Here is a 25555-nt window from a genome sequence, read left to right as displayed (position 1 = left end):
GGACGCTGCTCAACGGCATATCTCCGGTACGGGCTCGACGTGGTGACGTCGGGCGGTGACGGGCAGGACGAGGGCGCCGCCCCCGGTCAGTACGGTTCTGCGGGACGGTGCGAGGCGGGTGGCCGTCACCGGGTTCTCGCCGGTGTGCGGATTGCGCGCGTGGGCGGGGAAGTGGTGTCCGGCGATCTCGACCCGGAGTCTGGTCCCGGCGTCGAGCCGGCGGCCCAGGGTGCCGAGCGGCACGGTGATGTCCGCGGTTTCGCCCGGCGGGTCGGTGCGCCGGACGATGCCGAAGGCGAGTGGTTCCGCGTGGCCGGAGGGGTCCAGAGCGGTGACCCGGACCGCCCAGTCGGCGCACGGCCCGTCGGTGACGCCTCTGACTCTGGCCTCGGCGTGCCCGGCCAGATCGAGCGGGCGGGGCAGCGGCGGTGAGAGCAGCACACAGCGGTCGGCGTCGTCACCGTCCACCGGGACTACGAGATCGTCGGAGCGCACGGGCCGGGCCGGGTCGGCGGTGAACTCCGCGCCGTGCAGCAGCCGCAGGCCCGTGGGGGTACCGAAGGCCCAGACGGTGGGCCGGATGGATGCCGCGTCCCTGATCCCGCTCGGCTCCGTTCCCTCGCCGTGCGGACGTTGCGCTGTCCTGGGCGGAGGCGTTGTGCGGTCCGTCCCCGGCCGGCCGGTGCCCGTCGGCACCCGCCGCCGGACCGCGTCCGCCGTTCCGGGAGACCGCCCGTCGTCCGGTCCTGGTGCGCGGTACCACCGGCCGCTGTCACCGAGCGCGATGACGCCGTGCCGAGTGGGCTCCAGCCGGCCCGCGAGGGCCGCCTTCGACCACCGTACGTACAGCGCGCCGAGGTTGATCCGGCCGCGTGCGGCCGGTGCCGCCCCGGCGGTGAGACGGTGGCCCCACGGTCCGAGCAGAAGTCGGGACGGGCCGCCCCAGCCCCGCCACAGCGCCAGGGTGTCCTCGGCGAACGGGTCGCGGGTGCCGCCGACCGCGAGGAGGGGCAGCCGGGCGGTCGCCCCGTACAGGACCAGCCTGCCGCGCCGGCAGTCGTCCCATACCCGGGCCCATGAGGGGAGTTCACGCGCCAGCCGGTCCCCCAGTGCGACGACCGGGAGGTGTTCCAGCAGCCGGGGGTCGCCGGCCAGGGCCGTCTCCAGCGCGTCGGGGTCGGAGTCGGGCCGGTCGCCGTGCGCCGCCCACCATCCGGCCCGGGCCCGGAGCCGCTCGGGTCCGGTGGCCTCGCGGGCCGTCTCGGCGAGGCCGAGGGCGGGCACGGCGGCGATCACGGCGTCCGGCGTACCGTCGCCGTCATTGGCCACGGCGGTGACGAGCGCGCAGTAGGCGGCGTACGAGGCTCCCGCCGCGACCACCCTGCCGTCGCTCCACGTGTGGCCGCGCACCCAGGACATGGTCGCCGCGCCGTCCGCCTCCTCATGGCTCCGGTACGGATGCCACTCCCCTTCCGAGCCATGCCGGCCCCGTACGTCCTGGGCGACGGCGGCGAAGCCGTGCGCCGCCCAGCCGTGCAGCTCGGCGCGGTGGGCGGTACGGCCGTAGGGGGTCCTGATCACCACGGTGGGGTGCGGCCCGGATGATCGCGGCAGGCACAGATCGGTGGCCAGCCGGACGCCGTCAGGCGCGGTGACGTGATGAGTCCGGGCGGTCATGGCCGGGTGCCCACCGGCTCGGCGGGGGCGGGCAGCGGGGCGACCCGGGGAACGGGCAGGACGGGATGGTCGGTGACCGTCAGATCCCTCAGGTCCACCCGCCGCAGTCTGCGGCGAGCGGGCAGCGCGGAGGCGCGATGCTGCTCTCCGGCCGCCCAGGCGACGAGGTCGGCGGTGAGCAGTGAGGCGATGAGCGCGGCGGACGCCTCGGTGGGGTGCGGGCCGGTGTCGGGGGTGCGGTGGCCGGCCCAGTAGGCGGCGAGTTCGCGGTGTGCGGGGGTCGCGGCGAGCCTGCGCAGGCGTACGTGGGCGGAGGTGACGTCCCCGGGGGCCGAGGCGACCGGTTCGATCCACATGTGGGCGCCCTCGCGGTGGCAGCGCAGCCAGCCGACGCGGACTTCGGGCAGCCGGTCGGCCTTGTCCCACAGTCCTTCGGGAACGGGCGAGTCGAGGCACCAGACCACCGCGGTCGGGTCGTCGGGCGCGTGGCCCTCCACGAGTTCGGTCACCCGCTTCGGTTCCACCGCCCGGGGTTCGGCGCCCTCGGCGGCGGCGAAGCGTGCGAGCGGCGCGGTGAGATCCGTGTCGCCCAGGAGGAGCACCGCGCGTCCGCGCAGGGGGCCCGGCCGGGGGCCCGCGGTCGCCGGAACGGCGTAGCCGGCCTCCTCGAACGCCCTGACGAGCGGGGCGAGTTCGTCGTTCGCGTGCGCCTCCGCAGCCTTCCCTCCCGATCCCGATCCCGATCCCGATCGCGCTCCCGATCCCGATCCCGTGACCAGCCGGTGCGTCAGTGCCTCGCCGTCGGCGCGACCGGTGTCGATGCGCAGGAACTCCCCGTCCGCGGTGCGGAGCGCCAGTCCGCCGCCGGGGACGTTGACGATCCCGGTGCCGGGAGCGAGTCGACTGGGGTGCACGGAAACCTCCGGATAGTGGTCGTTGTCAGGGCCACGAACGGGACGGGCCCGCCCGTATCACAGCCGGGCGGGCCCGTCGCGCGTCCTGCCTGCCTGCTGTTGCCGGCAGGAGTCGTTCTACTTCTCAGCCGCGGTGTCGGCCTCGACGGCGTCGTCGAAGGGGTTCTCGACGAGGGCGTTCGAGTGGGTGGCGGAGAGGTGGGCGAGCTGGCCCTGGTCGGCGATCGGGCTGAACACCTTGTCGCGCTCCATGAGTTGATGCCTCCATCTGATTCGGTTGACGGTTACGGCTGTCGTTCGCGCCGTGCCACAGACATTAATGAATATGATTTTCATTCCGCAATAGTTTTCGAGGCTCGACAGGGTGATCTGGGTAACAGACCGGCCAGCCGCCCTCGGTATCCGGCTCCACCCGGCCCTGGACACCCAGTACTTCGGCCAGCAGTCGGGGCGTGACCACCTCCCGCGGCGTTCCGTCGGCGGCCACCCGGCCGTCGCGCAACGCCACGATCCGCTCCGCGAAGCGGGCGGCGTGGTTGAGGTCATGAAGCACCATCACCACCGTCAGCCCATGCTCCTCGCGCAGCCGCACCACCGTCTGGAGCACCTCCAGCTGGTGCCGCAGATCCAGATACGTGGTCGGCTCGTCGAGAAAGAGCACCCGGGTGTCCTGGGCCAACGCCATCGCCAGCCGAACGCGTTGGCGCTCACCCCCGGACAGCGCGTCCACCCGGCGGTCCGCCCACGCGGTGACACCGACGTCCGCGAGCGCCCGGGCACTCACCTCGTCGTCCCCGTCCCGGAGCATGCCGAGCGGCCCCCGGGCGGCGTACCGCCCTTGCCGCACCAACTGGCGTACGGTCAGCCCCGGTACGGCCGGGGCGGATTGATGCAGCAGTGCGACACGGCGGGCGGCGGCCCTTCTGGTCAGCCCGGACACCTCGTCCCCCGCCAGCAGTACGCGGCCCCCGCTCGGGGCGAGCAGCCCGGCGGCCAGCTTCAGGAAGGTGCTCTTGCCGCAGCCGTTCAGCCCGATCAGGGCCACCAGCTCGCCGGCCCCGATGCGCAGGTCGACACCGCGCAGGACGTCGCACTCCGGATACCCGAAGCGGAGGCCCTCCGCCCGTACGGCACCCGAATCCACCGTGGTCATATCGCCCTCTCTCCCACCCGCGCCACGCGTCCCTCGCGGGGAATCGCGTCGGCCGTTCATCGCTCATCCGTATGTCGGCGGGCCACGATGAGCAGCAGCCCCGCGCCCACACATGTGGTCAGCGCGCCCACCGGGACCGTGAGGCGGTCCGTGTCGAGCGCCCAGGCCAGCCACCGGGACAGCAGCTGCGCGCCGGCGTCGGCCCCGCACACCACGACCGCCCCGAGCAGCCCCGCGCCCGGGAGCGCGACGCGCAGCTCGGCGCCGAAGAGCGCCAGCGCCAGATGCGGCACCAGTAGCCCGACGAACCCGAGCGCGCCCACCGCGGAGACGGCGCCGGCCGTCAGCGCCACCGCGCACACCAGGGCCGCTGCCCGGGCCCGGCGGGTGTCGAGCCCGACCGCCGCAGCCTGTTCGTCGCCGCAGCGCAGCAGTGTCAGCGGTCCGGCGAGCGGCCAGGCCACCGCCGCCCACACCAGGGCCCAGGGCCACAGCAGCTGCCAGTGCTGCCAGACCCGCCCCTCCGTGGAGCCGATCAGCCACTGGACGACACTGCCCAGCTCCCCGGGCGCCACCAGCAGCACCATGGCGGTGAACCCGGCGAGCACCGCCGACACGAGTACGCCGTACACCGCGGTCTGCTCCGGATCGCCCCTCTCCCGTCCGGCGAGCAGCCAGAGCACTCCCGCCCCTGCGAAGCCGCCGAGACACGCCGCCACGACCACCGCCGCGGGAGACTCCCAGCCGGCGAGGCCGAGCCCGGTGGCGGTCACGGCGCCGAGCACCGCGCCCGGGGTGACACCGGTGACCTCGGGCCCGGCCAGCGGATTGCGCAGGGCCGACTGGAGCACGAGCCCGGCCAGTCCGAGACTCGCGCCCGCGACCAGCGCCACCAGCAGCCGGGGCAGCCTGAGCTGGAGCACGATGTGCCGGGCCATGGGGTCACCGCCGCCGAGCAGGACGTCCCGGACATCGGCGAGTGAGACGGCGCGCCCGGCGACGAGATCGGCGCAGCCGACCACGACGACGAGCAGCGCGAGGGCGGTGATCCTGGCGGGCCCGGTCCGTACCGCGCGGTGGACCGGCTCCGCGACGGCCCGTGCCGCACTCATCGTTCCGCCTTCCGTATGAGCGCGGGCGGGGCGTCCGGTACCGGATCGGCCTCCGTCCCGTACCGCGCGACGGGTTCCGCGCGGCCCCCGGTCCGGGGATGTCGCCGCCCCGTCTTCAGCAGGGCCACCCCGACGGGCACCCCGAGCAGCGCGGTCCACGCGCCCACCGGCGTCTCGACGGGAGCCAGGGCCAGTCGCGCCGGCTGGTCGGCGCAGAGCACCACGACGGCGCCGCAGGCCGCGGACCAGACGAGGCGGTGCGCCGCGTCACCGTCCGGCCGTAGCCGTCCGGCCAGATGGGGCGCGAGGAAGCCGACCCAGGCCACCGGTCCGCAGACCGCCACGACCGGGGCGATCAGTACGACGGCGATGGCCAGCGCGGCCACCCTGGCACGTCCGACCCGTACGCCCAGCGCGCGGGCGTCGTCGTCCCCCAGGCGCAGCACCCCGAGCACCGGCGCGCACAGCACGAGCGCCGGTAGCGCCACGACGAGCCACGGCCAGAGCCCCGTGACGTCGTCCCAGGTCCTGGCGGACAGACTGCCCAGCAGATAGCGGTAGATGAGCTGGAGGTCGAGTTGGTCGGCCAGCACCATGAGCACCAACAGCCCCGCCTGGAGTGCCGCCGCGACGGCTGCTCCGGTCAGCAGCACCGCCGAGGGAGTGCGTCCGAGGCCGGCGGCGACCAGCGTCAGCACCCCGCCGAGCGCCGCCCCGCCGAGCGCCAGGAACGGCTCCACGGCGAGCGGCACGGACACGGCGAGCACCAGCGGAGCCGCCACACCGAGCGCGGCGCCCGAGGAGACGCCGAGCATCTCCGGGACGGCGAGCGGATTGCGCAACGCCTCCTGGAGCACGAGCCCAGCGGCGCCCAGACAAGCCCCGGCGACCACCGCCAGCACCAGCCGCGGCAACCGCAGTTGGCCGACGATGACGCCCTCCGGACCGTCTCCTCCCAGCGCTTGGGCGATCCGGGTCGGTGCCACATACGGCGTTCCCAGACACAGGGCACACCCGGCGCTCGCCAGGGCCACCGTCAGCAGACAGACGAGCGCGACCGGCCGGCGTCTCACCGGAGCGCGGCCGTCGCCTCGTCGAGGACCAGGCCCAGGGAGCGGGTTCCGCGCCCCTTGGCCCACGCCTCGGAGTCGACCTCGATGACCTTTCCGTTCTTGACAGCGGGAATCCGCGACCAGAGCGGGTTCTTGGCGAGCTTGTCGGACAGCTTGCCGTCGGGGGCACCGAACGAGAGAGTCTCGACAAACAGCACATCGACGTCGCGGGCGAGGATTTCCTCCAGGCTGTACGTACCGTCCACCCCGCGGCTCTTCCACGGATAGTGGGAGAACTTCGGGAAGAGCCCGGCCGCGACATCGGTCTCCGGGGTCGCGACGCCGAAGTTCTCGTCGCTGCCGAAGATGATCAGGGCGGTCTTGTCGCTCTTGTCCTTCTCCACCTCGGCCAGGTGGGTACGGAAGGTCCGCTCCGCCTTCTCCCCCTCCTCGGTGCGCCCGGTCAGCGCGGCCAGGTTCCGCAGGTAGCCGACGCTGTCCTGCCAGGAGCCCGGCTGGACCGGCCAGAAGGTGGTGGCGCCCTTCAGCGCGGGCGCGAGCTTGCCGTGGGTGTCCTCCAGACCGATCACCAGGTCCGGCTCGTACGAGAGGATCGCCTCGACCTCGGGGCTCAGGAAGCCGCCCGGCACGACCGGTATCCTCGCCGCCTTCTCCTTGCCCAGGAACTTCGGGTGCGCCAGCAAACCGGAGTTGGTGGCGGCCGGGGTCATGCCCAGCTCCGCGAGGATGTCGTCGCAGAGCGCCACCAGGCAGACGATCCTCTCCGGGGGCTTGGCCAGGGAGACGGTGACGCCCTTGGTGTCGGTGATCCTGGTCGCGGCCTCGATGGGCCGCACTTCGACGCTCGTGCGCGAGTTGTCACCTTTCTCCGCCTTGCCCGCGGAGTCGTCGTCGCCCGAGGCTCCGGAGCCGCAGCCGACCAGCAGACCCCCCAGTACGACGGTCGCGACCCATCGGCGGGCTCTCAGCACTGTGCGTGGCATGGGATTGGTTCCTCAGTTCTGTCGTCCCGGGGCATGGCAGGCGTCTCGGCAGGGGCCCGGTACTCCCCATGTCGGACCAAGACGTCGTCATGATAATCATTACCAATAACCGCTATCCACCACGCCCGCGGGTCGCCGCCCCCACAGCAGCCGCACTCACACGAGCCGCCCTCGTACCAGTCGCCCCGACACAGGAGACCGCCATGCCCCTGCCCCCACGCCTGCTGGTCGCCGACCAAGTAGCCGGCCGGATAACCCTGTTGGACCTTCCCGATGGCACGGAACGAACGGCGATCAGCGGGCGGCACCTCGCCGAGCACGCCGGATTCCTCGCACTGCGCGGCGACCGGACCGCGTTCGTCGACGACCGGGCCGGGGAGTTGCTTGTCCTCGATCCCTACGGCCCCGACGCGGGACGGCCCTTGGTGGAGACCGCGGTGCCGGTCGCCACGCCGGCCGAACACCTGTCGGCCGACCCGACCGGGCGGTATCTCGCCGTCACCACCGGACTCGGGCGCAACGGGGAGGCATGGTCCGACCTGCTGACGGCCGTCGACCTCGGCGCACCCGGACGCGTCGGCGCCGTGCGCGTACGCACACGCACGGGCGAGCCGGGAGTCACCGTCCTCGGCGGCCGGGAGCCGCTTGTCGTCCTGCGTCATCGGGAACCGGGCGAACTGACGGTCCACCGGCACAGCGACCTGATGGCCGCGGCCCCCGCCTGCCCACCCGCCGAAGCCGTTCAGCGTCTCGCCCTCCCGGACGACGACGGACACGGGGACGCCCTGGATCCGCTCACCGGCCGGCTGTTCGCCGCGGCGGGCTCAGGCGTACACAGCGCCCGACGGGAAGGCGACCGGCTCGTCGCCGAGCCGCCACTGCCCTGGCGGGCCGACGGCCGGACCGGCGGACGGGGTTTCTATCTGCGGCTCGATCCCGTCCGGCGGACCCTGTGGTCCTGTGTGAGGGGCGGGCCCGCCGACCCCGGGCAGTGGCCGGACTGGACCAACGACGCCTGGTGGCATCACCTCGACACGAAGAGCACCGGCCGGTTGGACCTGGGCCCCGGCCTGGTCTTCCGACTGGCGGTGACCGCCGGCCATATCGCGTACGCCCGTGTCCACCCCGACGGCGACGAACTCGTCCTGCTCGCCGCCCCGGTCGGCCCCGGCGAGCGTCCGTATGTCACGGCACGGCTCCCGCTGCCGGAGATGGCCGGGGCCCCTCGTCGCGGCGGTACACCGTGGGACGGCGTCCAGCGCCGGGCGATCGCGGGCTCGCCGGGCGGCCCGCTCGTCGCCGTCTCCCGGGGCGGGCACGGCGAGATCCATCTCTTCGACGCGGAGCGAGGGGTCCAACTGACCACACTCACCGTCCCGACACCGCTCGACGACGGAGGCCACCTCGCCCTCCTCGTCCCCGGCGACGGAGCCCACACCGACACGGTCGGCCGGTGAACCGCCCGCGCACCGGCGCGCAGCGGACCGTTCCGGACTCGCTGGTGACGGTCGGCGATCAGCCCGGGGTACGCGAACGCGCCGAGTGGCGCCGCGTCAGGCGCCGATACGGAAGGCCGTGGCGAGGCCCGAGATGAGCGTGGTGACGAGGTGGTCGTGGGAGGCGTCGACGCTGTCCGGGAGGCCGAAGGCGCCGGCCGTCTCCAGGGCGGCGAAGCCGTGCGCCGCCGCACGCAGACAGCGGGTGGCGTGTACCAGGTCGGCATCGGCCAGGCCGTAGCCGCGCAGCGCGGCGAAGATCACCTTCACGACCTCGGCGCCGAGTTCGCTCGTCTGCGGGTCCGCGCCCTGCGGCAGCAGCGCGTAGCGCTCGGGGTGCGCGCGGGCGTAGTCGCGGTACGCGTGCAGCACGGCGGCGACCGCGTCGTCGCCGCTGCGCCCCAGCGCCGCGTCCCGCAATCGCTCGGCCAGCTCGCCGAACAGCCGCTTCACCAGCATCAACCGCAGCTCCGGCAGCCCCTTGACATGCTTGTAGAGGGAGGGAACGGCGACTTCGGTACGGGCGGCGACGGCGGTGAGGGTGAGCGCGGCCGGGCCCTGTTCGTCGACCACGGCCAGCGCCGCGTCCACCACCGCGGCCGGGCTCAGCCCCGCCCTGCCCCCGGCCTTCCCCGCCCCCGTCCTACTGCGCGGCACCGGCGACCCCTGCCAGGAAGGGCAGCACCGCGTCGGCGGTGGCCCGTGGGTCCTCGGCGGCCGGGTAGTGGCCCGAGCCGTCGATCATCACCACGTCCCCGTCGGACCGTTCGGCGATCCAGTCGGCCTCGGCACGCGGGTCCGGCTTGAAGTCCGGGTCCTTGCTGCCCATCACGATCCGCACCGGCGGCCCGCCGGCGGCGAGTTCGCCCAGCCGTCGTTCGCTCGCGTCGTGCCCGCCGGCGGCCATGGCGCGCAGCGCGGCCATCCGCCCCGGTTCGCGCAGCTGCCCGAGCAGCCGGGCGCGGGCCGTGGCGAAGTCGTCCGGCTTCGCACCGGCGAACAGCGTTCCCCAGAAGGCCGTCCACGCGCGCGGGAAGCGCCCGACGACCGCGATGGCCAGCCGGGCCACGGCGCCCTGCTGCTTCGGATCGCGCACGAACGGGCCGGTGAGGACGAGGCCCGCGAAGGCCGATGCCTCGTCGGCCGCCGCGATCACGGCGGCTCCCGCGGAATAGGAGTTGGCGACCACGACGGCCGGCCCGGCGTCCAGCTGCCGGACCAGGGCGCGCAGATCGGCGGCGACCGCGGTGGTGGAGTAGTCGGCGAACGTCGCGTCGGACTCGCCGGCGCCGCGCAGGTCGGCGGTGACGACCCGGTAGCCGCGCTCGGCGAGGACCGGGGCAAGGAAACGGTACGTGGTGCGGTTGTCGCCCATCCCGGGCAGGCAGACCACCAGCGGCCCGTCGCCTCGGGTGTCGTCGTAGGCGATCCGGCCGCCGTCGACGGCTAGGAACTGGGTGGAGTATGCGGTCTCAACCATGATGCGAACCCCCTTGGTTCTGTTCAGTAGCCAATAAGCTAACCCCATTAGCCATCTCGCGCAAGCGCGCGTGGGCGGCCGACGAGCCCGTCGGCTACAGGACAGGTCGCCGCACCGTCCGCACCGGCTTCGAGCAAATGACCTAGTTGATGAGCTGGTCGTCGGGGGAGTTCACGGCGGTGTCGAGGGAAGGCACGGTCGTCGCGAAACGGGTCACCGCCCGCGCGAAGGCAGCCGGCTCCTCAAGGTGACCGAAGTGCCCGCTGTTCTCCAGGATCAGCAGTTCCGATCCGGGGATCAGCCTGTGCAGTTCCTCGGCCCACCGCACCCCGCAGATGAAGTCGTGGCGGCCGACGACGACAAGGGTCGGTACGGTGAGCGAGCCGAGGTCCGCGCGATCGTCGATGACGTGCGGGGAGAGATTCTCCTCCAGCCCGGAGATGTGCCAGGCCCGCAGCGAGGCACGCAAGGGAGCGAACTCCTCCGCCCTGCCCCAGTAGTCGGCGAAGTACGCGGGGAACACCCCCTTGGTGACGGCTGTCATCCGAGTGTCGTCGGAGATGGTGGGGATGGCCTGGAAAGCCGCCACGATCTCGGGGAGTTCGGGGTGGTCGGCATGGCGCCCGATGAACGACTCCACCTGGCGCATGGCCTCGGCGGCGTGTTCGGGGCCGGTCAGCGGCGCGCTGTCGTAGAGGATCACCCCGGCGATACGTTCGGGGTGGCGCAGGGCGTGGTACTGGGCGATGAAGCCACCGTGCGAATGGCCCAGAAGGCGCACCTCGGAGACGCCGAGGTGCTCGACCAGCGCTCCGAGGAACCGGCTGTAGCGGGGCCGGGTGTAGCCGTGCGGGTGCGAGGGCAGGCGGCCGGAGGCACCGGTGCCGATCGGCTCCGGGTAGACGATCGTCAGGTGCCGCTCCAGCGCGGGCATGCGCAGGTACTCCCAGGAGATGCCCGGTCCGCCCGAATGCGCGACACACACCGGTCCCGCGCCGTGGACGTGGTAGCGCTGTACGAGCCCGTCGATCTCGACGGTGTGCGTTCCGATGGCCAGAGGATCGGTCGCGGAGGGGGTCATGGGATGGGGTCTCCGTATCCGTCAGGTGTTGATGACACCGACAGGACGCCGGAGGGAGAGCGAAGTTCGATCCGAGCTATGTGACGCCCGTCACATCGGGGTGAGTGACTGGATGGCCCGCACCGGCCTGGGGTGCAGCAGACGCAGCCGGTGCGGACGACCCGCGTCGTCCAGGGTCATCAGCCAGGCCACCGAGGGCGGGCAGTGGTCGGGATCGTCGGCCGGGGCGAGGAGGTCCATCTCCCAGACGACGAGGGACCGGCCGGCCACGGCGTGGACCAGACGCTGCCGTACACCCGCCTCGATGTCACCGTCCATGCCGCGCGCCAGGATCCCGCTGTCACCCACCGGGTCGTTCCCCCTGAGCAGCGTGATCCCGGGCGACCACCGCTCCCGCATCAGCGCGCCGAAGTGTCCGCCCTCGGCGGCGGCCAGCGTCTCGTGTGCCTCGATCCGGCTGGCACGGGTGCGCCGCGCGGTGTCGCCGTGCGGGGCGTCCGCCGTGGCGGCGAGGGCGGTCGCGAGCTTGGACCGCCCCTGGCTGAGCCGGCTGCGGACCGTGCCGACCGGGACCCCGCACGCGTCGGCTATCCGCTCGTACGAAGTGACGCCGGTGCTGAAGTGACACAGCACCAGGGGCAGGCGCAGTGCCGGGGACAGTTCCTCCATGGCCTCCCAGATCCAGTCGCGCAGGGCGTGCTGCTCCAGCCACCGCTCCGGCCCGGCCTCCGTGGAGGGCAGGTGCAGATCGTCGATCGGCTGTACGGAAACGGAGCCTCGCAGCAGGGAACGGCCGGCGTTGCGCACGATCATCCGCAGCCACGCGCCCACGGCCGCGGGGTCGCGCACGTCGCCGACCCGGCGGAGCGCGGTCACCGCCGCGTCCTGGACCACGTCATCGACGTCGGGCCCCGGCCCCAGAACACTCAACGCCACGGCGCGCATACCCGCCCGGTGCCGTTCCAGCAGCAGCCCCAGGGCAGTGACATCACCCGCCTGCGCGGCACGTGTGAGCACCGCGTCCTCGATGCGCGCGGTTTCGCCCGCGTTCCCGTTCATGCGTTCCTCTTCCGGCGTCGCTCGTCGTGCGTGTGACCGTACTCCGCGCCGTCGTGGCCCTACCCGGGAAAGGCCACGATCGGATCCGGCCATGGTGAAGCCGAGATAGGCCGGGGTGGCGTCGGCCGGTACGCCATGCTCCCTGAGGTCCCCCGGCGGGGAGTTCGGCACCGAGCTCGGGGTCTGCCGCCCACCCTCTGACGACCGCGGAGGTCGCGGACGGGTCATCGCAGCGGTGACCCGTCCGCGCGCGTGCCGCAGAGCCTGTGGGTGAGAACCGGCCGGCGGGCGAGGAGTCTGTGCACCGCGGTGGCCAGGAGGGCGCCGGCCATCGGAGCGAGCAGATAGATCCACAGAAAGTCCAGCTGACCCGAGACAAGTGCCGGGCCGAATTGGCGGGCGGGGTTGACGCAGCCCCCGGTGATCGGGCCGAGCAAGGCGATGGCCAGGCCGACGAGGAGGCCGACCACGGCGGGCATCAAGGGAGCCAGTCTCGGCACCGACAGAAACCAGCCGACGAGCAGCACGACGACGACCATGGAAGCCGCCTCCGCCGGGAAGACTGCCCAACTCGACCAGCCCGGGGCGGGGTGCACCGAGGCGTCGTTCACCGGAGGGTTGTCGGTCACCCGGCCCCACACCGCGCGGGCGGCCAGCACACCGAGAAGCGACCCGGCCAGCTGGGCCAGGATGTACGGCATCACCGACACACCGGGAAAGACCCGGAAGCGCCACATGGTCAGGGTGATCGCGGGGTTGATGTGGCCTCCGGAGACCCTGCCGAGCGGGCTGACGATCAGCCCGTACAGAAGCACCCCCACCGCCACACCGACGATGAGCAGTTGCACCTCGAACGACGGGATCGCCGAGGAGATGGGCGAGGGGCCCACTACCCATCGCACGATGGTGGTCACTCCGAACAGCAGGAGCAGGGTCAGAAGGAGTTCCAGGAGGCTGTTCCGGAGGATCACCGACGGTGTGACCGCCCTCGCGGGGACGGCGGAATCCTGACCGCGGGCACGGGAAGAGCGGTGCATGGGACTTCTCTCAACCGCCTTGGGTATGTGGGCCGTTGCCGACGCCGGTTCCTGTACCGGTGGGAGTTGGTTTCCTCCCGGTTCACGCGCCGGGCCGGACACCGGTGCGAGGGCGAGTGCGAGTGTGGGAACGGGTACGGGCACGGGTGCGAGCCAGCAGGAGCGCGATGTCGTCGTCGGAGCGCAGACCGTTCGTCATCCGGTCGGTCACCTCGACGCAGAGGTCCTCCAGCGTGGTCCGCGGGAGGGTGAGGGCGGCCCGCAGCCGGTCGAGCCCGTGGTCGATGCTCTCCGCGCGTGTTTCGACCAGTCCGTCGGTGTACAGCGCGATCACACTGCCCTCGGCCACGTCCACCTCGACCGACTCGTAGCACCCCAGCCCGACACCGAGGGGCGCCCCGGTCGGCACGTCGGCGAACTCCACACCGCCCTCGGGCGAGACGACCGCCGGCGGCAGGTGCCCCGCGCTCGCCATGGTGCACCGCCGGGACGCCGGGTTGTACACCGCGTACACGCAGGTGGCCCCCACGCTGGTCACGACCGGCTCGTCGGCGGGCTGGTCGCGCTCCAGTTCGTCGACGAGCTCGTCCAGACGCGCGAGCAACGCGTCGGGCGACAACTCCAGATTGGTGAGCGTGTGGACCGCGGTACGGATACGCCCCATGGTCGCCGCCGCGTGAATGCCGTGGCCGATGACATCGCCCACCACCAGCCCGACGCGGTCACCGGAGAGCGGGAAGACGTCGTACCAGTCGCCGCCGACACCACTGCGGGGGTCCGCGGGCAGATAGCGTGACGCCACCTCCACCGCGACACCGCCGTTCAGCCTGTGGGGCAGCAGATCACGCTGCAGGGCGAGGGCCGCCGTGTGCTCGCGGCGGTAGCGTGACGCGTGGTCGAGGCTGACCGCGGTGCGCGCCGCCAGATCCTGGGCCAGGGTCAGATCGGCTTGGGCGAACGGCACCGGGTTCGTCGTGCGGACGAAGACCGCTACGCCGAGCAGCGTCCCGCAGACCCGCAGGGGAACGACCATCAGCGAGTGCATCCCCGTCGCGTGGATCACCCGGGCCCGATCGGGGTCCTTGTCGAGCCAGCCTCCGGGGGATGTGTCGAGCAGCGGTTCGAAGTGGGGCGCGCCGGAAAGGAGGACGGCAGTGAAGGGGGACCTCGGGGGCACGTACACCGGTTCGCCCCGCGGCCAGAGGGACTCGGGCAGATCGGGGCGTACGGACGCGGCTGCCGCCCGGTAGAAGGCGGGGATCCTGGTGTCGGTCGCCGCGAGGCGGTCGAGTGGCTCGTCGTCAGGGGTGAAGGTGTCGGCCAGGTCGACGGTGACGTAGTCCGCGACGGCGGGCACCGCGGCGTCCGCCATCTCCTGGGCGGTGGTCATGACGTCCAGCGTGGTGCCGATCCGCGTACCCGCCTCAAGGAGGAGATTCCGCCGCTGCCAGACCGCGGTCTCGCTGACGTCCACGGCGGTCAGGCACACGCCCGGCGCCCGGCGGTCCGGGGCGTCGAGGCGGAGGAGCGAGAGCGACAGCACCCTCTCCCCGTGCCCGCTCGCCCCGGGCACCACCCATTCGAGGTTGCTCGACGGTGACACGTCGTCAAGGGCCCGGCGCAGAGCGATCTCCAGCGCTTCGGGGCGGCCCGGCACGAGCAGTTCCTCGACCCGGCGCCCGAGGTGGGGCCCCTCGACCAGCAGGCCCATGCCGTCGACCGCGTCGTTCCGCCAGTAGCAACGCAGCTCACGGTCCCAGACGATCACGCCCTGCGGAGCGTGCCCGTACAGGGTGCGCAGCGTCGCCGGGTCCGGCCAGGCCCCGGACGGTTCGACGGGACCGGCCTCCCATACGTGCCAGTCGCCCCCCGTGCCCTCGACGGGCAGCGGGGAGACACGGAGGTTGATCTCGCGGCCTCTGCCGCCGTCACGTCGCCTGAGCTCGACGGGCCCCGACCACCCGGAGGCGGCCTCCTCGGGGCCGGGAGGCATCGGTACGTCCGCACCGGACAGCAATCCGCCGGCCGGCCGTCTCAGTACCTCTTCGGCCGGACGGCCCCACAGGCGTTCGGCAGCCTCGGTCCAGAGCGCCACGGTCCCGTCGGGTCCGATCACGGCCACGAGCTCTCTCTGATCACTCACCTTCCGCACTTCCTCGGTCCCCTCTGGTCATCGCGCGACGCCGCGCTTCCCCGGCGTCGGCTCCCGTCCGTGAGCGAACCCCCGGCCACTCTCGGCCACGTGACACCGGCAATACCGCTGAAAGGGTCGAACATGCCACTTTTCGCCCCAAAGGTAAATCAAATACATCTAATACACCTGATAGCACCTTTACGGGGAGCGCTCCCGAAAGCGGGGATCACCTCCGAACCGGCCGCCTCACGCGCTCCGGCGGCCGCACAGCGGGCCCGACATCACCGGGCACCTTTTCTGGACTTGCTAGTCCATTTTTGTCGGCCTACGGTCTCCGGTGTCCGGCGGAGACCCAGTCCGCCGTTCTCCGAAGCGGGACGAGGGGTGTCCCGTGCGCGCGTCGGCGAAAGCCGCCGTTCCCGCCCTGACGGCACGGACCCGCGGAACGCCGACACCGGCACCGGCACCGGCACCGACACAGCCGACGCCGTCGTCACCCCCCGCCCAGGCGTCTCATCCCCATGGAAGGAATCAGACCAATGGATCTCCAACTCGTTGGCAAGCGGGCGCTGGTCACCGGATCGAGCAGCGGCCTCGGCGAGGCGATCGCCCGGCGGCTGGCTGCCGAGGGCGCCGCTGTCGTGGTGCATGGACGGGACCGGACGAGGACCGCGGCGGTGGCGAAGTCCATCCGCGAGGACGGTGGTATCACCGGCATCGCCATCGGCGATCTCGCCACCGACGCCGGTGCCGAGAACGTCCGGGCCGCGGCGGTCGAGGACGGCCCCGTCGACATCCTCGTCAACAACGTCGGCGTCTACGATCCGGCGGCGCGGTGGGGCGACACCCCGCCCGACGCCTGGGCCGAGGTCTACAACATCAACGTCATCTCCAGCGTGCGTATGGTCCAGCGCCTTCTGCCGGGTATGCGCGAGCGCGGCTGGGGACGGGTGATCCAGATCAGCAGTGTCACCAGCCACCGCCCCCCGGCGAGCCAGCCGCACTACGCCGCCACCAACGCCGCCCGGAACAACCTCGCCGCCTCGCTCGCCCGCGAGCTCAAACACTCCGGTGTCACCTCCAACGCTGTCGCGGCGGGAGGAATTCTCACTCCCACCGCGGTGGAGTACCTGGTCGGCGTGGGCAAGGCGCGGGGCTGGGGAGAGACCTGGGCGGAGATCGAGCCGAAGGCGAACTCGGAGCTGGCCTCCAACGCTGTCGGCCGTATCGCCGGGCCCGACGAGTACGCCCACCTGGTCGCCTTCCTGGCCGGCCCGGCGGCGGGCTATATCAACGGCACCACCCTGCGCATCGACGGCGGGGCCTACGACATGTGACCCGGACGCGGGATGCCGCGCCGCCAACGGACCGCCAGGGCCACGGGGTGTCCTTCGACCCCGCTGCCGCTCCGCACACCACCGGGTCCCCCGGCGGCGGCGGGGCGGCAGCGCCGAACGGTGGCCTCAGCCCGCTCCGGCCGCGCGCATATGTCCGATACCGCTGTCCAGCACGCCCCGCAGATGCGTCGACCGGCCGGTCGACAGCATGATCGATACTCCGCCCTGGATACCCGCGAGCAGCGCCGCGGCAGTCGCGTCGACGTCGAACGACGCCGGCAGTCGTCCGGCGTCGCGCATCGCCCTGATGCCCACGGCCAGATACTCCTGCCACTGGCGCAGCAGCTCCACCACGATCGCCCGCGCGCCCGGAGTCGCGCGCCCGACCTGCATGGTCAGTGCGCCCAGCGGGCAGTGGTCCCCCTGCTCCTCATAGCGCTTCACGACCACTTCCCGCCACTGCTCCCAGGCGTCCCAGGAGTTCAGACACCCCAGATACGGCATCTGATCGTCCAGTACCCGGTCCGCCTCGAACCGCGCGACCGCGAGCAGCAACTGGTCCTTGCCCTCGGGGAAGTAGTGGAACAACTGGCTCTTGCTGGTACCGGTGCGCGCTCGCACATCGTCCAGGGTGGTGAACGTGGCCCCCTTCTCCCGTAGCACCTCGGCCGCGCCCGCGATGATCCGAGCCCTGGTGGCCTGCCCCTTCGCCGTCAGCACACCGCTCATGGCACCCTCCTGGATTGGACTCCTCAGTCCATTATGTGCCTCCGCCCGACCTGTCCCGGCTGCTCCATGTCGTCGAGCTCGCCGTGGATGAGCAGCAGCTTGCCGACGGGCGACGTATGCCGCCGGGTCTGAGATCGTGGGCTCGTGGATGAGTTGGTCGAGCGTGTTGACGAACAGGACCGGGTGCTGGCGGTGGTGGGACGGAGCGAGGCTGTCCGCCGCGGCTGGTTGCATCGGATCGCGGCGACGGTGTGCCGGGACGGCGAGGGGCGGATCCTTGTGCATCGCCGGTCCGAGCGCGTCTCACGGTTCCCAGGACACTACGAGGCGATGGTCGGCGGAGCCGTCACCGCCGGCGAGGCGTACGAGGAGGCCGCGGGCCGGGAGTTGGCCGAGGAACTGGGACTCCGGACGTCGGTTCGTTTCATTGTGAAGTTCCTCAACCGGACCGGCCTCAGCCCGCACTGGCTCGGCATCCACGAGGCCGTCCTGCTCGCCCCTCCGGATCCGGATCCGGACGAGGTGATGTGGCACGGCTGGCTGCCGGAGACCGAGCTCCATCGGTTCATGCTCCAGCAGCCGTTCACACCGGACAGCGTGGAAGCGTTCAGCCGCTACCTCGTCGCCGTACGGCGCACTCCCAGCGGCACGCCGGGCGCCTGATCGACGCGTGGCCACGCGCGCTCGCCCCTGCTGGACCGGGCTCACTACGGCGGCGTCGCCCGTACTGCTCCCGGGGTGCCTTGGGGTGTCTGTGCCGCATAGGGCGGCAGTGGCGCCGGTGGCAGCACCGACTGTGGCCGGTTTCGCCAGTTCACCCGGTTCCGCGGTGTGGATAGTGTCGTAGCCCACGCGGTGAGGCGCTCAACAAGGAGGACCGGCGATGTCATGGATCAAAAGAAAGCTTCGAGCGCTCAGCGGCGAGATGCGTGCCCGGCGAAACCAGTACGGTGACAGGTACGGTCGGAGCGATTGACTCTCTCGTGCGAGATGGCGTGCACAGCGGGATTGCCGCGATGGGCATAGGAGAACATGTTCATTGACAGCCAGAGCCTATGGCGCCATCTACAGCGGTGGGAAGAACTGGCGGCGAATGCCGACGGCCCGTTCAGGCTCCGCTTCGGGACGCTGTTCGTCGCAGACGCGGCTACCGCCCGGGACATTCTGGTCGACTCGGCTGACCATTACCTACCCCAGTCCGGATTCTTCCGCATTGGCCCCACCCCGCTCCCTCAGGCACTCCGGAGAGCGGCGTCCCGTGAACTGATCAAAGCCTTGAGCCACCATGATCTCCCGTCGTCATGGGGCATTGACTCCGCCCTTCATGAGATGAGTGACAGCCGGGGCCGTCTGCGGCATCAAAGGTGGGGAATCGGAGTGGTCCGGCGGTACTTCGCTCCCGTTATCGCCCATCAGCGTCACACCGAACTCAACTCGCTTGTCGATACATACATCAGATCGAGCGTCGTCGCGGACGACATTGCCGGTCGCATGGCAAGGCGCTCGCATCGTTCGGTCAGCCGCGTCCGTACCGGCTTCGCCGAACAACTGAGACGGCTTCCCGGACGAGAACCCGAAGGCGACGCAAAGGACCTGGTCGATGTAGTACTGAGACTGCGGGGTGAGTTGTCCCCGGCGGACCGCGCTCAGCTGCTGCAGCGGCTCATACTCTCCACGGTCGGCTTCACCGGAGTCACCCTCGAATGGGTTGTGCTCCTCGGCGTCCTGCACGGGTACAACACTCCAGCAGTACGGCCGGAACAGGTCCGCTCTCTCGTCAGGGAGACATTACGTCTTTACCCGACCGCGTGGCGCCTCGGCAGGGAAGCAGCCGCTGATCACGAGATAGGCGGCGTGCCGGTCAACAGGGGTGAACATATCCTGATCGGCACACACGCGATCCACCGGTCGGGAGCCGTGTGGGACAAGCCGCTGGATTTCCGCCCGTCACGCTGGGACAGGCTGAACGATCACCAGCGGCGAGCTTATCTTCCCTTCGGCAAGGGTGCGGAGATGTGCCCGGCGAACGGCTTCGCCATCAAAGCGCTTGAGCATCTCGGCCACCTCATCCTTCAGGGCTATCAGGGCGATGTGCGGATTCCGAAATGGAAGCCCCACGTCCGTACGCTCCTGGCACCACCGGCGGGCTGGACCCGCCTCGCCAGGAATGCGTAGGACTGCGCCTGTTTCACCCGAGGCGTTCACTACCACTGGTAGGGCAGGTACTTCCCGTCGAGTGTGATGACGACCCGGTCACCCGCGGGGTCGGGAACACGCTGGACGTCGAGCCGGAAGTTGATCGCGCTCATGATGCCATCGCCGCACTGTTCGTGGATCAACTCCTTGATGGTCGGCCCGTACACCTGGACGACCTCGTAGAGCCGGTAGATCGTGGGATCCACGGGAACGGCCGCGTCCAGGGCGCCCCGGGTCGGCTGGAGCTGGAAAGCGAGGGCGGCGTCGTCGCCGAGTTCGAGCAGTGCCGCCGCCGTGGCCGCCTCTTCCTCGCCCATCGGGTGCTGGCCGAGCAGGGCCGCGGTGGTCCAGGCCAGTGACTTGCCGACCGCTTCCGCCAGTTGGGCCCATGTGACCCCGGTCCTCACCTTGGCCTGACGTACGGCTTCGGCGGCTTCCCGCTTACTGAGCATGTGCATCTCCCTCTCGCTGAGGCTCTGACAGGTTCACAGGCTGTCACAGGCCTTGGCGTTCGATCACGCGCTCCTCCGCCTCCTCCACCTCGAAGCGGGCCGCGGGGTCGCCGCCCGCCCGCCGTACGGCACCGCGTACCAGGGCGAGATAGAAGAGGGCCGGAGCGCAGGGGGTCCAGGTCTCGGCCGGCTGTTCCGCCAGGAAGCCGAGTACCGAGTCGGGGTCGGCGGTGACGAAGACGAAGCGGTCGTGCTCCCACTTGTCCGCCACGCCGCGCGTCCAGCGCAGCCGCAGCGTCTTCTCGTCCAGGTCCGGCAGCACGGCGCGGAAGAAGGCGGCCCACTGGTTGTTGCGCAGGTCGAGACCGAAACCCAGGAGTTCCAGATCCAGCGCGTCGCTCGTGTGCACGGCGAGTTCTTCGAACAAGGCCCGCCGGGCGACCGCGTACAGGCTGATCGGGCTGCCGTCCTCCGGGAGGTCGTGGTCGCGGGCCAGGCCCTCGTTCGCGGAGGAGTTCCAGCGGGAGCGGTTCGGCCCGACCACCTGGGCGCTGCGGTGGGAGAAGAGCATCTTGCCGTCCCGGCCTGTCTCCAACGCCACGTTCACACCGAAGCTGCAGTTCATGAACGGGGGTGCCAGGACCGGGTCCCGGCTCTCCAGGTACTGCTCGCGCAGGGTCAGCCCGTTCTGCTGCGTACGGTCCATATTGATCGACGTGGCGAGGAAGTCGTAGTAGTCGGCGTCCTGGAGGGTGAGGGTCACGACGGGGTCTTCGGCGAGGTGGGTGCGGGTCACGACGACGCGCTCGACGGCGAAGCGCGTGTTGTTCCAGCGGTGCGGCCGGCCGAGGGCCTCCTTGCGTTCCTCGGCCTCCTGTATGGCATGCCGCCAGCCGCCGATCTCTTCCGGGAACTCCACCCGCTGCGGCCGGTACTTGACGCGGACGTCGTCCTCCTTGATGGGCCGCGTACCGTCGCCCTCGAAGATGTGGCAGTCCGTCTCCCGGCCGACCACGGTGAATCTGTCCCGATGCACCTGAGGCATCATCAATAATCCTTTGCGGCAGATGACTTGATTGCTGGAATGTGTCTCCGCACACCAGACCCGGACATGATACGGACGTGCTGTGGTCGAGCCCCTGGCATTGATCAGATCCGAGCGACGCGCATCCGCTCTGGTGGGTACGGTGGCGGTGTCCCGGTATGCCCATCCCCCGGGCGGCCGTCCGCTGTTGTCGGACCTGCGGAACGTGGCGGAGGTGCGCCAACGGTTCACCGAAGTAGCCCGGAAGAGGCTGGAGTTCGGCGACGCGGTCCGCGTCGACGAGGAGGGCGCCACTCGACGGCGGCTCTGGGAGGGGCTGGAGAGCTTCCTCGCCCATGACGCCGAGCGGAAGATCCTCTACTGGACGGGCCACGGAGTCGACATGCGCCGCGAGGGCTACTTCCTCGCCTGCGAGGACTCGGCGCGGGACGGGTTCTTCGACCCGGAGCGGGCGATCGCGCTGACCGATCTCGTGGACCGGCTCCTGCGACCGGACTGCGAGACGGACACGCTGCTGATCGTCGACGCCTGCTTCTCGCACGGTCACCTGTCCCACGCGCTGGAGCAGGCCCTGTCGTTGGAACGGGCGAGCGTGCGGTGGGCGCGCAGGAACCGAAGGACCGGGTTCGTCGTCATCGGCACGTCCGGGATCGACGTGTCGGTGCCCGATGGGCGCTGGGTCCGATGGCTGGAGGAGGTCCTGGCCACACCGGACTTCGTCGCGGCGGACCATGCCCGCCCCTTCGACAGCGCCGCGCTGTACCTGCCCGTCCCCTACCTGATCGAGGCGGTCGCCTCGGCGGCGGCGGCCTCGGGCCTTGACGAGCCGGCGCAGCGTCCGGGCCACACGGAGGTACGGTCGCTGCCCAACAGCTTCCTTGACAACCCGTTCTTCGTCGACGGCAAGCGGCGCGTCTACACCCCCGCGGTGCTGCGCGGTGAACCATGGCTGGGTGCCGAGCAGTTCGGGCTTGAGGACGACAGCCATCTGAGGCGCCACTTCGCCGGACGGCATGGAGCCCTCGGCCGTGTGGTGCGCTGGATGGACACCCATCCGAGGGGGCTGCTCGCGGTGACCGGGCCCGCCGGTGCCGGCAAGACGGCCCTGCTCGGCCGGCTCGCCCTGACCTCGCTGCCGGAGTGGCGTGGGGCCATCGGACCGGAGTTGGTGCCCTCGACCTTGCCGAGAGCGGGAACGGTGCAGGCGGCCCTGTCCTGCCGGGGGCAGTCGCTGCACTCGCTCACGGCGGCGCTGTGGCAGGTGTTGTCCCGGCTCGACGGTATGGACCCACTGCCGGGCGCGGCGGTGACGCCGGAGCGGTGCCGCGCGGCGGTCGACGAACTCGTCCGGCGTGCGGGCTCACTGAACCTGCTCTTCGACGCCCTCGACGAGGCGATGCCGGAGCAGGCGCACGACATCGCCCGGCATCTGCTGAACCCCCTGTCCGCGCTGTGGGGGGTCCGGGTGGTCGTCGCCACGCGCCCCCAGCCCCGGCGGCGGACCAGCGAGCGGGTGCTGGAGGAGACGCTGCTCGATACCCTCGACCAGAGCGTCGCTCCTCTGGTCCTGGGAGACGACGAGGAGGCCAGACACAGCATCGCCGGCATGGCCGCGTCCGTCCTGGACCGCGTGGGCTCGCCCTACCACGGGGAGGAGCACCGCGACGAGCGGGAGTGGATCGCGGGACGCGTCGCGGCCGAGAGCCATGGTTCGTTCCTGGTGGCCCGGCTCGCCGCGCGGGAACTCGCCCGGCGGCTCAGGGCGGTGACCGAGACGGAACTCGCCGAGTGGATGAGCCAAGGAGGGATGGCTCTGAGCGAGCGCCTCGCGGAGGAGGTGGGACATCTCACCGCTCAGCCGGGCGCGGAGCGCGCCGAGGAACTCTTGCGCCCGCTGGCCGTGGTCCAGGGGCGTGGGCTGTCCCGTCGCGGACCGTGGCTGGTGCTCGCCAACGCGCTGCGCGACGCGGGCAGTCCGGAACTGACGGCCGGGGATCTGCGGCGCGTGGTGCTGAACGCGGCGGGCGGTATCGTCTCCGCCCAGCCCGCGCCCGACACCCAGGACACCGTCCATCACCTGGCCCACCCCAGTTATGGGGCGTACTTCCTGCGGCGGGCCGGCCTCGACGCGCCACAGGCACACCGCACCGTGGTGGGGGCACTGCGCGCGCGGGCCGGGGACGGCTGGGCCGACGCCGACGCGTACACGCTGCACTATCTGGGCGCGCACGCCGCGCAGGCCGGAGTGGAGGAACTGCGGGCGCTGTTCGAGGACGTCGAGTTCCTGTTCCGGACCAGTCCGGACGTCATGCTGCCGCTCGCGTCCACGCTGGCCCGCGAGTGCGACGGTGCGGCTCTGTACGGCCGGGTCGGGCATGCCTTCCGCGATGCCGCGGACCTCACGACCCGCAAGGCACTGTTACGGGCGACCGCGTTCGTCAGCCACCGCGAACGCTCGTACCAGGCCCTGGAGCGGATCGACAGGTTCCTGCCGTGGCAGGAGTACTGGACGGACAAGCTGCCCGAGCCGGTCGAGTGGCGCAGGCCCGCTCCGCTCGGCGGGGCGAGGACACTGAGCTGGCGCGGCGGTACGGGACCGGCGGAACCGCTGTCCGGGGACACCCTGGCCGCGGGGGGCCGGGGCGAGGTGCTGGTGCTGCATCCGGAGTCGGGCCGACGGCTGCTCACCCGCCGGACACACAGCGCGGACCGGGAGCGGGGCGAGGCGCTCACCGAGGTGCGGGAGGTGGGCACGGGGCCGCACTGGATCACCGTCGCCCGCGACGGCCGGGCCCTCTACTTCTGGCGGTCCGACTCCCGACTGCCCGAGTACGTCTACCGCTGGGGCGGCGCGGTGCGCAGCCTCGCCGCCGCCCAACGGGCCAAAGAGGCCGTCGTCCTGGCCGCCGACGGCCGGCGCGTGTGGGTGTGGTGCTGGCAACGGGGCGGCACGCACCGCGGGGACGGAAGCCTGGTGGACATCAGCATGTCCGACGCCGAGCGGCTGGCGGCGCTCGTGCTGGGTTCCCGCCTGTTCGCTCTGGCGGTGGGGCAGCGAGCGGTGCTGTACGAGGCCGACCGCAGGACCGGCAGGACGGGCGGCCTGCTGCCCGAGGGCGTGGACCTGGGCGACCTCACGGCGCCCGCCCTGGCCGCCGCGGCGATCGCGGCACCCGAGAGTGCGCCCTCGGCGAGGGAGGGCGGGAAGCTCGGCTGGCTCGCCGCCGCGGACGGCAGCCAGGTCCGGGTCTGGCGGTGTGAGACGGACGACCGGGCCCCTTCCGCCCCGCCTGTGGTGAAACAGATGCGGCTCCTCGATTCCCCGGCCCGAGGAATGGCCTTCGGACACCACGGCGATCGCACGCTCCTGGCCCTGCTCGACAACCTGACGGTTCGCGTCCTCGACGTCGAGGACCAGCGGTACGAAGCGCGGTTCCGGCTGAGCGAACCGCGGGACGAGGCCATGGCCTTCGAACCCGGCGGGCAGGGAGTGCTGGCCCTCGCCGACGGTCCCGATATCCGGATGCTGGAGGTCGGACCGGTGATGTCGCCGGGCCACGACCTGCCCGGGCGCGCCCACGACCAGAAGCCGCTGGTCGCACTGGCCGGGGCGCCCGACGGCCCGCCGCTGCTGTGCCGTGTGTGGGGCGAGCGGATTCTCGTATCCCGGCCCCGCGACGGCGCTCCGGCCACCGGACCGGCCGAGGTCCTCACCCACCTGGCGCCGGTGACCGCGGTCCTGGCGGTGCGCTGCGCGGAGACATGGATCGTCGTCGCGGCCGCGCAACGGACGGTACGACTCTGGCAGTTGGCCGACGATCTGTCCGTACGGGCGGAGCACGGTCTGACACTGGGCGGCGACGCCGGCGACCAAGTGCCCTCGCTCGGCCTGGTCATCGACCGGGCCGCCGACAGACTTCGTGTCTACGCGCCGGACCGGCAGCGCATCGACCACGCGGAGATGCCCCGTGACGCCTCGCGGGGGTGGCTCAGAGGCGAGCCGGTACCCGCTGGGCTGCGTGCCTGCGCGGTCGACGCCCGGGGGATGCGGGACGGCAGGATATGGGTGGCCGCCGACTTGGGGGACGAACTGCTGCTGTGGGAGCACCGGGAGGGCCAACTGGAGGTGACCGCGCGCGTCGCGTTGCCCGGCAGGGACGAGAACGCCGAGGCCACCCGGCTCACGCTGGGTGAACTGTATGACCCGGACGACGAGGAGTCCTTCCCCCTGCTGGCCTGGGTGGACGGCGGCAAGGTCAAGGTGGCCGAGTTCACGGGCGGAGTCGAGACGTGGCAGAACCTTCCAGGCACGGTGCGGGGAGTGACGTCGCTGGTCTTCTGCGGTGCGCCGGAGCGGCCACTGCTGCTCGTGTGCGACGAACGCAGGGCGCCGGCGGTGTGGGATCTGTGGGACAAGAGGTGGCTGCACGGCGACGGGGTGCCCCCGCGCGGCTACCCGGTCCGGGCGGTGGCCGCCGCGCCGGACCCCGACGGTCTGGTGGTGGCCCTCCAGGGAGACCAGCGCTGCGACCTGATCCGGCTGCCCCACGCCTTCTTCGCGGACCGGATGACGACCGACACGTCGGAACAGCCGTGA

Annotated in this window: 21 protein-coding genes; 5 read left to right on the top strand and 16 right to left on the bottom strand. The window is 71.6% G+C overall.

What is annotated here, in order from left to right:
• Nucleotides 1-9: 9 nt before the first annotated feature.
• From AB0M67_RS07450 to AB0M67_RS07420, 7 genes are all read right to left on the bottom strand, one after another.
• Complete coding sequence (locus tag AB0M67_RS07450) at nt 10-1677, bottom strand: CocE/NonD family hydrolase (RefSeq protein WP_365743613.1); 1668 nt, start codon at nt 1675-1677, stop codon at nt 10-12.
• Nucleotides 1674-2591, bottom strand: a complete 918-nt coding sequence (locus AB0M67_RS07445; protein WP_365743611.1) for a hypothetical protein — start codon at nt 2589-2591, stop codon at nt 1674-1676. The genes AB0M67_RS07450 and AB0M67_RS07445 overlap by 4 nt, the downstream gene beginning before the upstream one ends.
• 117 nt (nt 2592-2708) lie before the next feature.
• A complete protein-coding gene (gene amiA, locus AB0M67_RS07440; protein ID WP_249949641.1) occupies nt 2709-2843 on the bottom strand; it encodes a streptamidine family RiPP in 135 nt (44 codons plus the stop codon).
• A 64-nt stretch (nt 2844-2907) separates the two neighbouring features.
• The gene (locus AB0M67_RS07435; protein WP_365743609.1) at nt 2908-3744 is read right to left on the bottom strand and encodes an ABC transporter ATP-binding protein; all 837 of its coding nucleotides are present in this window, start codon (nt 3742-3744) and stop codon (nt 2908-2910) included.
• Nucleotides 3745-3800: 56 nt separating this feature from the next.
• Entirely contained in the window at nt 3801-4856 is a 1056-nt protein-coding gene (locus AB0M67_RS07430; protein WP_365743607.1) for an iron ABC transporter permease, read from the bottom strand.
• Nucleotides 4853-5929: an iron ABC transporter permease gene (locus tag AB0M67_RS07425; protein ID WP_365743605.1), complete on the bottom strand. Its 1077-nt coding sequence runs from the start codon at nt 5927-5929 to the stop codon at nt 4853-4855. Before AB0M67_RS07425 ends, AB0M67_RS07430 begins: the two co-directional genes overlap by 4 nt.
• Entirely contained in the window at nt 5926-6912 is a 987-nt protein-coding gene (locus AB0M67_RS07420; protein WP_365743603.1) for an ABC transporter substrate-binding protein, read from the bottom strand. The genes AB0M67_RS07425 and AB0M67_RS07420 overlap by 4 nt, the downstream gene beginning before the upstream one ends.
• Before the next feature lie 203 nt (nt 6913-7115).
• On the opposite strand from AB0M67_RS07420, the gene AB0M67_RS07415 reads away from it, so the two are divergent.
• The gene (locus tag AB0M67_RS07415; protein WP_365743601.1) at nt 7116-8369 is read left to right on the top strand and encodes a hypothetical protein; all 1254 of its coding nucleotides are present in this window, start codon (nt 7116-7118) and stop codon (nt 8367-8369) included.
• A gap of 96 nt (nt 8370-8465) precedes the next feature.
• Here the strand turns inward: AB0M67_RS07415 and AB0M67_RS07410 are convergent, their stop codons facing one another.
• The 6 genes from AB0M67_RS07410 to AB0M67_RS07385 form a co-directional block, all read right to left on the bottom strand.
• Nucleotides 8466-9065: a TetR-like C-terminal domain-containing protein gene (locus tag AB0M67_RS07410; RefSeq protein WP_365743599.1), complete on the bottom strand. Its 600-nt coding sequence runs from the start codon at nt 9063-9065 to the stop codon at nt 8466-8468.
• On the bottom strand, nt 9052-9888 hold the full coding sequence (locus AB0M67_RS07405; RefSeq protein WP_365743597.1) for an alpha/beta hydrolase: 837 nt from the start codon (nt 9886-9888) through the stop codon (nt 9052-9054). Before AB0M67_RS07405 ends, AB0M67_RS07410 begins: the two co-directional genes overlap by 14 nt.
• 142 nt (nt 9889-10030) lie before the next feature.
• Nucleotides 10031-10969, bottom strand: coding sequence for an alpha/beta hydrolase (locus AB0M67_RS07400; RefSeq protein WP_365743595.1), 939 nt, complete (start codon nt 10967-10969; stop codon nt 10031-10033).
• Between the two features lie 90 nt (nt 10970-11059).
• Nucleotides 11060-12028 (bottom strand): sigma-70 family RNA polymerase sigma factor, encoded by a 969-nt coding sequence (locus AB0M67_RS07395; protein WP_365743593.1) that lies wholly within the window; start codon nt 12026-12028, stop codon nt 11060-11062.
• 224 nt (nt 12029-12252) lie between these two features.
• Nucleotides 12253-13065, bottom strand: coding sequence for an aquaporin (locus tag AB0M67_RS07390; protein ID WP_365743591.1), 813 nt, complete (start codon nt 13063-13065; stop codon nt 12253-12255).
• Nucleotides 13066-13147: 82 nt separating this feature from the next.
• Nucleotides 13148-15208 (bottom strand): SpoIIE family protein phosphatase, encoded by a 2061-nt coding sequence (locus AB0M67_RS07385; RefSeq protein WP_365743589.1) that lies wholly within the window; start codon nt 15206-15208, stop codon nt 13148-13150.
• Between the two features lie 530 nt (nt 15209-15738).
• Here AB0M67_RS07385 and AB0M67_RS07380 point away from each other — a divergent pair.
• Nucleotides 15739-16536, top strand: coding sequence for an SDR family oxidoreductase (locus AB0M67_RS07380; RefSeq protein ID WP_365743587.1), 798 nt, complete (start codon nt 15739-15741; stop codon nt 16534-16536).
• 126 nt (nt 16537-16662) lie between these two features.
• Here AB0M67_RS07380 and AB0M67_RS07375 read toward each other — a convergent pair whose 3' ends face one another.
• On the bottom strand, nt 16663-17265 hold the full coding sequence (locus AB0M67_RS07375) for a TetR/AcrR family transcriptional regulator (protein ID WP_365743585.1): 603 nt from the start codon (nt 17263-17265) through the stop codon (nt 16663-16665).
• A 144-nt stretch (nt 17266-17409) separates the two neighbouring features.
• Here AB0M67_RS07375 and AB0M67_RS07370 point away from each other — a divergent pair, with 144 nt between their 5' ends.
• Entirely contained in the window at nt 17410-17928 is a 519-nt protein-coding gene (locus AB0M67_RS07370) for an NUDIX domain-containing protein (protein WP_365743583.1), read from the top strand.
• 369 nt (nt 17929-18297) lie between these two features.
• Nucleotides 18298-19440 carry a cytochrome P450 gene (locus AB0M67_RS07365; RefSeq protein ID WP_365743581.1) on the top strand — a complete coding sequence of 381 codons (1143 nt, stop codon included), beginning with the start codon at nt 18298-18300 and terminating at the stop codon, nt 19438-19440.
• Between the two features lie 29 nt (nt 19441-19469).
• Here the strand turns inward: AB0M67_RS07365 and cynS are convergent, their stop codons facing one another.
• Nucleotides 19470-19913 carry a cyanase gene (gene cynS / locus AB0M67_RS07360; RefSeq protein ID WP_365743579.1) on the bottom strand — a complete coding sequence of 148 codons (444 nt, stop codon included), beginning with the start codon at nt 19911-19913 and terminating at the stop codon, nt 19470-19472.
• A 43-nt stretch (nt 19914-19956) separates the two neighbouring features.
• Entirely contained in the window at nt 19957-20958 is a 1002-nt protein-coding gene (locus AB0M67_RS07355) for a translation initiation factor 2 (protein WP_365743577.1), read from the bottom strand.
• 148 nt (nt 20959-21106) lie between these two features.
• Between AB0M67_RS07355 and AB0M67_RS07350 the strand changes: the two genes are divergently transcribed.
• A complete protein-coding gene (locus AB0M67_RS07350; protein ID WP_365743575.1) occupies nt 21107-25555 on the top strand; it encodes an ATP-binding protein in 4449 nt (1482 codons plus the stop codon).

This window comes from Streptomyces sp. NPDC051662 (assembly GCF_040681655.1).
In the GTDB taxonomy this organism is placed as follows: Bacteria; Actinomycetota; Actinomycetes; order Streptomycetales; family Streptomycetaceae; genus Streptomyces.
Note: the sequence above shows the minus strand (reverse complement) of the source record. Positions and strands in the feature narration are given on the sequence as shown.

Coding starts and splice junctions, on each gene's coding strand:
- AB0M67_RS07435 (WP_365743609.1), bottom strand. CDS start 3,744: ATGACCACGGTGGATTCGGGTGCCGTACGGGCGGAGGGCCTCCGCTTC.
- amiA (WP_249949641.1), bottom strand. CDS start 2,843: ATGGAGCGCGACAAGGTGTTCAGCCCGATCGCCGACCAGGGCCAGCTC.
- AB0M67_RS07390 (WP_365743591.1), bottom strand. CDS start 13,065: ATGCACCGCTCTTCCCGTGCCCGCGGTCAGGATTCCGCCGTCCCCGCG.
- AB0M67_RS07420 (WP_365743603.1), bottom strand. CDS start 6,912: ATGCCACGCACAGTGCTGAGAGCCCGCCGATGGGTCGCGACCGTCGTA.
- AB0M67_RS07415 (WP_365743601.1), top strand. CDS start 7,116: ATGCCCCTGCCCCCACGCCTGCTGGTCGCCGACCAAGTAGCCGGCCGG.
- AB0M67_RS07365 (WP_365743581.1), top strand. CDS start 18,298: ATGTTCATTGACAGCCAGAGCCTATGGCGCCATCTACAGCGGTGGGAA.
- AB0M67_RS07375 (WP_365743585.1), bottom strand. CDS start 17,265: ATGAGCGGTGTGCTGACGGCGAAGGGGCAGGCCACCAGGGCTCGGATC.
- AB0M67_RS07380 (WP_365743587.1), top strand. CDS start 15,739: ATGGATCTCCAACTCGTTGGCAAGCGGGCGCTGGTCACCGGATCGAGC.
- AB0M67_RS07355 (WP_365743577.1), bottom strand. CDS start 20,958: ATGCCTCAGGTGCATCGGGACAGATTCACCGTGGTCGGCCGGGAGACG.
- AB0M67_RS07405 (WP_365743597.1), bottom strand. CDS start 9,888: ATGGTTGAGACCGCATACTCCACCCAGTTCCTAGCCGTCGACGGCGGC.
- AB0M67_RS07395 (WP_365743593.1), bottom strand. CDS start 12,028: ATGAACGGGAACGCGGGCGAAACCGCGCGCATCGAGGACGCGGTGCTC.
- AB0M67_RS07400 (WP_365743595.1), bottom strand. CDS start 10,969: ATGACCCCCTCCGCGACCGATCCTCTGGCCATCGGAACGCACACCGTC.
- cynS (WP_365743579.1), bottom strand. CDS start 19,913: ATGCTCAGTAAGCGGGAAGCCGCCGAAGCCGTACGTCAGGCCAAGGTG.
- AB0M67_RS07430 (WP_365743607.1), bottom strand. CDS start 4,856: ATGAGTGCGGCACGGGCCGTCGCGGAGCCGGTCCACCGCGCGGTACGG.
- AB0M67_RS07450 (WP_365743613.1), bottom strand. CDS start 1,677: ATGACCGCCCGGACTCATCACGTCACCGCGCCTGACGGCGTCCGGCTG.